We start from the raw sequence: 6,000 nt of genomic DNA, 5'->3' as shown, positions 1-6,000 counted from the left end.
GCGGGGGGGGGGCCCCCCCGCGGCCGCCCCCCCCCCCCCCCCGGGGGGGGGCCCGGGGGGGGGGGGGCGCCGGGGGCGGGGGGGGGCCCGGCCGGGGGCGCCCCGCGGCGCCCGGTGGCCGCCGCGTGGTCACCCCACGTCGAACCGGTCGATCACCAGAAAGCTGCCTCCTGTCTTGGTGAGGGTGAGGGTGTGCCGTCCGGCCGGCAGCCCGCTCACGGAGTACACGGTCTGCTGGGCCTGGCGGCCCGCGGAGGACGCGTCGACGGTGCCCTTGGAGGCGCCGTCCAGGGAGACCGCGATGGTGCCCTCGTCGGAGTTGGTCTCGGTGACGAGGTTGATTGCGGTGCCGGTGAAGGTGACGGTGGCCGAGTCGCCGTTCGTGGTGGCGGCGTGGACGTCGTCCTGGTAGTCGCCCAGACCCCGGTTGGGGTAGTAGTGCCAGGACCCGCCGGTGTAAGCGATGGAGACGGCGGTGTCGTTGGCGGCGCGGGTCACCTCGAAGCCGTCCAGAGTGGCCCAGGTACCACTGCGCTTGACGAACTGGACGGTGTGGCTGCCCGCGCTCAGTCCGCTGGTGCTGTAGATGACCACCTGGGCCCGGCGGGTGGTGGCGCTGGTGTCGACCAGGCCCTTGGAGGTGCCGTCGATGAAGACTTCGACCTGTCCCTGGTCGGTGTTCTTCTCGCCGACGACCGAGACACCGGTGCCGGTGAACGTCAGCGAGGCGGTGTCGCCGTTGGTCTTCGTGGCGTGCACGGCGTCCTCGTAGTCGCCCACGCCGCGGTTGCCGTTCGCCGTCCAGCTGCCGGTGTAGGAGATCGCGGTGTCGTCGTCGTCGATCCAGCCGGTCAGCGGCTGGTGCGCGGCGTCGGGGCCGGCCGCCGCGATGATGTCCCGGGCGGCGGAGGGCCAGGCGCCGCCGGAGACGATCGTGGCCTGGTTGAAGGTGATGTTGGTGCCGCTGTTCCTGTAGTTGGTGGTGTCGGAGTAGTTGTCGTGGATGTTGATGTCGTGGATGGTCGGCGTCCACATGCCGATCCAGTTGCCGCCGACGATGCGGGAGACGTTGTCGTGGGTGTTCCAGTACGAGCTGCCCTCGTCCTGGTACAGCATGTTGTTGGTGTGGTTGCCGACCTCGACGAGGTTGCCCGCGAGCACGGACGTGGTGGAGCCGTCGCCGTTGCCCTGGCCGCCGTTGGTGTAGATGGGGCCGCCGTCATAGAGGACGTTCATCACGTCGTGCACGTGGTTGTTCAGGACCTGGTTGCCGCCTGCGTAGATGGTGCCGTGTGCGCAGGTGTGCAGGCCCTGGGCGGACTGCATGGAGCACGGTGAGGCGTAGCCCCAGCCCCAGCCGACCGACATGCCGGAGTAGGAGGTGTGGCCGATGTCGTTGTGCGAGATGGTGAGGCCGCGCGTGTAGCCCGCCCAGATGCCGACCGCGTCGGAGTAATCCCGGCCGACGTCGGAGATCCCGTTCTGGGTGACGGTGTCGCCGGTGGTCATGCGGTGGGTGTCGGTGAGGTAGTAGTCGTCCACCTCGCCCACGGAGACGCCGCCACCGGAGGTGTCGTGGATGAAATTCCCGGTGATCGTGGAGTCCTGGGTGCCGTCGGCGAGGTCGATGCCGGTGCCGCCGGTGTGCGCTATCTCGTCGCCGGTGAAGGTGATGTCGGATCCGCGGTGGACCTGGACTGCGGCGGGGATGCGGATGGGGGCGTTGTTGCTGCTGGGGTCCCACAGCACGCCGGCCTGGTTGTCGATGTAGCCGGCCGTGGAGGGCAGCGTCCAGGTGGTGTAGGCGAAAGTCAGGCCCTGGAACGTGATGTCGTGCGCGGGCGTGATCGCGTCCGGCACCACGGTGAAGCCGTCCAGGAGCATCGACGTCCCGCCCGTCTTGACCAGCTTGATGGTGTGCCGGCCCTTGGCGAGGCCGCTGACGGAGGCGACGACCTGCTGGGCGAGCCGCGAGGAGCCGGAGGCGGACACGCTCTGGACCTTGGCGCCGTCGACGTTGACGTCGATGCCGCCCTCGTCGCTGTTGGTCTCCGAGAGCACGTCGATCCCGGTCCCGGTGAAGGTGTAGCTCACCGAGTCGCCGTTGGTCGTGGTGGCGTGTACGTCGTTGGAGAGGTCACCCAGGTTGCGCCCGCTGGAGGAGCTCCAGGAGCCGGTGTAGGTGATGGCCGGGTCCGTGTCGTTGACCGGGGCGAGGTGGCCGGGAGCGCCGCTGACGTTCAGCAGCGTTTCGGTGGTGGGCAGTTCCACGTCGGCGGTGCTGAGGTCCTCACCGCTGCGCGGCTTGTAGTACAGGAAGCCCGCCGAGCCGTCGAGGTAGAACTCGCCCGGGGCATCGAGCAGTTGGTAGGCGTTCTCCACATAGGTGATCGAGCTCAGCTTCGGCAGTCCGGCGCCGTTGAAGGGGAAGCCCCGGTTGGGCACGGAGGTGTTGTTGTTCCGGAAACAGGCCGGGTCGACGTTGAGGCTGGACCCGCCGCCGCTGGGCGCGGTGATGCTCGTCAGCGGGCAGCGCATCTGCTTCCAGGCGTTGTTGTTCACGATCTCCACCGAGGAGGCGTTGGTGAACGACGTGTAGGAGGAGTCGCTCGTGGTGAAGCTGGACCCGGAGAGAGTGAAACCCGAGGGGTTCAGCGGACCGCGTGCGCGCTGGGCGCGTACTCCGTCGACGAACAGCTGCCTGCTCTGCGTGCCGGCTGGCACGGCGGCGCGGTAGATGTTCTTGCCGCTGTCGAACACGGAGAACCCGCTGACCTTCGTCGCCCCGCTGAGGACGGGCTTCTCACTCGGGTAGGCGGAGTAGACCACCTTGTGGCCGTTGCGCCCCGAGTCGGACGCGCCCAGGGCGAACGCCTGGGACCGGCGGTAGGTACCGCCGCGCAGATAGACGTCGATGTCGGCGGCCATTGCGGGGGCGAGGTCCGCCACCTTGCCCTTGACGCCGTCCAGGCTGCACGGCGCGCTCAGTGAGCAGGTGCTGCCGGTACCGGAGGGTGAGGCGTACAGCACGGTCGGCGTGGCGGCGTAGGCCGGGCTGGGCACGGCGATTGCTGCGCATATGAGCGCTGCCAGCGTGCCGAGCACACCGGAGAGGCCGGCGGCTCTGGGACGGAACAACGACATTGATGCTCCTTCGAGGAGGTGTGAGGACACCCAGGGATGCGGACCCTGCCGCCACAACGACGGCGACCGCCTGCCACCCGAGCCCGCAATTGCCTTCGGGAGAGATGGAGAGATCCGATGTCCCTTGACGGACTTTCGCTGAAAGTTGGAGTGGAGAACGGAACAGGGGAAGTTGACCTATGAGACATCGGATCTATGGTCTGCGAGGAGGCTACGGCGACGACCCACCACGGGCAATAGGGAGGAACCGGGGAGTTGAGTCCTTGCCCGGCGCGCGGCGGCCGACCGAAAGCGGTGACGGCGAGGCCCTATGAAGGGTGTTCCTTTCGTCGTCGTGGCTGTGCTGCGTTCACGTCCTTGCGAGCACTGCCGGTGCATCACCGAGTTCAGCGGGTCGGGCATTGCAGGGACAGCCGGTTGCGCCACCCTGATAAATAGCCGCACCGCAGGTCACGGGGACAACTGCGGGCACTGACCAAAGAACGCGCCCCACGTTTGCTCTTCTGGCGCGGACGCGCGTAGCTTCGCGGGCGGCAGCACCGCGTCCACGGGGGAGGTGGGGTGGGGGAGGGGGCTGTTGATGGCGGGTCGTCGGGAAAGCCCACTGGATCCGAGCGCGGGGCGCAGTCAACCGCCGTCTGGGCCGTAGCCACACCCCGGGGGCCCCGGGGCTGACGTTGGCTCAAGCCCACTTTGTCTGCAGCCCGAACCGCCGCACGTGCTCCGCGCCCAGGAACGAGGTGAGGCCTTCGACGAGTTCGTCGCGCAGGGTCAGCACAGTGATGGACCACGCGAGGTGCGGGTCCGACCGGCTCGCGCCGACGTAGAAGGCCACCGCCGGTTGGCCGTTCGCCGAGGTGAGGTGGTAGCGCCAGCTCGGGCAGCGGGTGAGCGGGACCTCAACGGCGAAGTCCATGACGGCGGCCCGGCCCCGGTACCACTGGGCCAGCGGCGGCATCGACCAGGCGACATCCTCGGTGAGCAGGGCGACCAGGGCGTCGGCGTCGCCGCGTTCCAGGGCGGTGGCGAAGGCGGTGACGGTCTGGCGGACCCGGGCGTCGCCGAGCTTGCGCAGGGTCTGCTGCTGCGAGCGCGCCGGGACCCGCTCGGCGAGCAGGCGGCGGGCGCGGGCCAGGGCGGAGTTCACCGAGGTGGTGGAGGTGTCCATCATGGTGGCGATCTCGGCGGCGGAGAAGCCGAGCACGTCGAACAGGAGCAGCGCGGCCCGCTGGTTGCCGGACAGGTGCTGCATGGCCGCGACGAAGGCGAGTTCGACGGCCTCGCGCTGTTCGTACCGCGCGGCTGGTCCGGCCGGGCCGGCGGGCAGGCCCGCGTCGGGGTAGGGGCCCAGCCAGGCGACCTCGGTCAGCGGGGTGGCGTCGATGACCGCGTGGTCGCTGGCCGGACCGAGGTCGATGGGCATCGCCCGCCTGCCGCGCCGGTCGACGGCGTCCAGGCAGGTGCGGGTGGCCACGGTGTACAGCCAGGCACGCAGTGAACTGCGCCCCTCGAAGCGGTCCAGGCCCCGCCAGGCCCGCAGCAGCGCCTCCTGCAGTGCATCGTCCGCGTCGTGGGTCGCCCCGAGCATCCGGTAGCAGTGCGCGTGCAGCTCCCGGCGCAGCGGCGCCACCAGGCGGGTGAACGCGGCGTCGTCCCCCGCGCGCGCCCTGGCCAGGTCGCCCGTCGCGGATCCCGCCGAAATTTCCTCGCCCACGAGCGACGATTCTGCCACCACTCCGGGAGTCACCTTCTTCGACCGATCGTTTCGACACCCCGAGGAGACCCCGATGAGCAGTGCCGCCTGGTTCGACATCTCCACTCCCGACGCGCTGCGCGCCCGCCGCTTCTACCAGGAGCTGTTCGGCTGGCCGGTCCACGTGCTGGACGACACCTACGCCTTGGTCGGCGACGAGGACGGCCGACCGACCGGCGGGGTCGGGCAGGCGGGCCCGGACAGCCCGTACACCGGGCTCGTCGCTTACTTCCCGGTCGACGACGTCGATGCCGCGCTCACCCTGGCCGAGCGGCTCGGCGCCACCCGCGTCCTCGCTCCGACCGACACGCCCGCCAGCCGCATCGCCGTCTTCACCGATCTCGACGGCAACCACGTCGGCCTGATCAGCCGCTGACCGGCCCCCTGCCCGCCCGAACCACCGCACAGGAGCATCACCCCCATGACGACACCCGCCACCGGAACCTGGCCACTGATCCACACCGAGCGGACCGCCCTGGCCGCCGACCTCGCGCAGCTGGCCGACCATCAGTGGGCCACCCCGTCGCTGTGCGAGGGGCTCACCGTTCGCGAGGTGCTCGCGCACCTGACTGCGGGGGCCGGCCTCAACCCGGTGCGGTGGATGGCGGGCGTGATCCGCTGCCGCTTCGACTTCGACAAGCAGGTCGCCATGCGGCTGGCCGAACAGCTGGGCGCCACCCCGGCCGAGACGCTCGAGCGGTTCCGCCGAGTGGCCACCCGAACGACGAAGCCGATCCCCTCGACCGTGGCCATGCTCGGCGAGACCATCGTGCACGGCGAGGACATCCGCCGACCGCTGGGCATCGAACGCGGCTACCCCGTCCGCACGTTGGCCACCCTGGCCAACTACTACCAGCGCACCGATCTGCCCGTCTTCACCAAGACCCGCATCCGAGGACTGTGCCTGACCGCCACCGACAGCCCCTTCACCACCGGCGAGGGGCCACGCGTGTCCGGCACGACTCTGGCCCTGGTCATGGCGATGGCCGGTCGCGCGTGCTACCTCGATGCGCTTGATGGAGACGGAGTTGCCATCCTTCGCGAGCGCCAGGCGCAACCACGGGCATGACGCCCCTTATCAAGGTGTGAAGCTCAATGCCGCC

General features: G+C 69.8%; 4 protein-coding genes. 2 read left to right on the top strand and 2 right to left on the bottom strand.

Features of this window, described 5'->3' with window-relative positions:
• Window positions 1-129: 129 nt before the first annotated feature.
• Together ACFY1U_RS48460 and ACFY1U_RS48455 are read right to left on the bottom strand one after the other, a co-directional pair.
• Window positions 130-3,144: a hypothetical protein gene (locus ACFY1U_RS48460; protein WP_390700492.1), complete on the bottom strand. Its 3,015-nt coding sequence runs from the start codon at window positions 3,142-3,144 to the stop codon at window positions 130-132.
• 682 nt (window positions 3,145-3,826) lie between these two features.
• Complete coding sequence (locus tag ACFY1U_RS48455; RefSeq protein ID WP_390700491.1) at window positions 3,827-4,876, bottom strand: sigma-70 family RNA polymerase sigma factor; 1,050 nt, start codon at window positions 4,874-4,876, stop codon at window positions 3,827-3,829.
• Between the two features lie 55 nt (window positions 4,877-4,931).
• Between ACFY1U_RS48455 and ACFY1U_RS48450 the strand changes: the two genes are divergently transcribed.
• Window positions 4,932-5,273, top strand: coding sequence for a VOC family protein (locus ACFY1U_RS48450; protein ID WP_390700490.1), 342 nt, complete (start codon window positions 4,932-4,934; stop codon window positions 5,271-5,273).
• Window positions 5,274-5,318: 45 nt separating this feature from the next.
• Window positions 5,319-5,966: a maleylpyruvate isomerase family mycothiol-dependent enzyme gene (locus ACFY1U_RS48445; protein WP_390700489.1), complete on the top strand. Its 648-nt coding sequence runs from the start codon at window positions 5,319-5,321 to the stop codon at window positions 5,964-5,966.
• Window positions 5,967-6,000 lie beyond the last annotated feature (34 nt).

Source organism: Streptomyces sp. NPDC001351 (assembly GCF_042896045.1).
GTDB lineage: Bacteria > Actinomycetota > Actinomycetes > Streptomycetales > Streptomycetaceae > Streptomyces.
This window is presented reverse-complemented; position numbering and strand designations above follow the sequence as displayed.

What these genes read in the sequence shown, in the direction of transcription:
- ACFY1U_RS48460 (WP_390700492.1), bottom strand. Translation starts at nt 3,144, where the DNA reads ATGTCGTTGTTCCGTCCCAGAGCCGCCGGCCTCTCCGGTGTGCTCGGC.
- ACFY1U_RS48450 (WP_390700490.1), top strand. Translation starts at nt 4,932, where the DNA reads ATGAGCAGTGCCGCCTGGTTCGACATCTCCACTCCCGACGCGCTGCGC.
- ACFY1U_RS48445 (WP_390700489.1), top strand. Translation starts at nt 5,319, where the DNA reads ATGACGACACCCGCCACCGGAACCTGGCCACTGATCCACACCGAGCGG.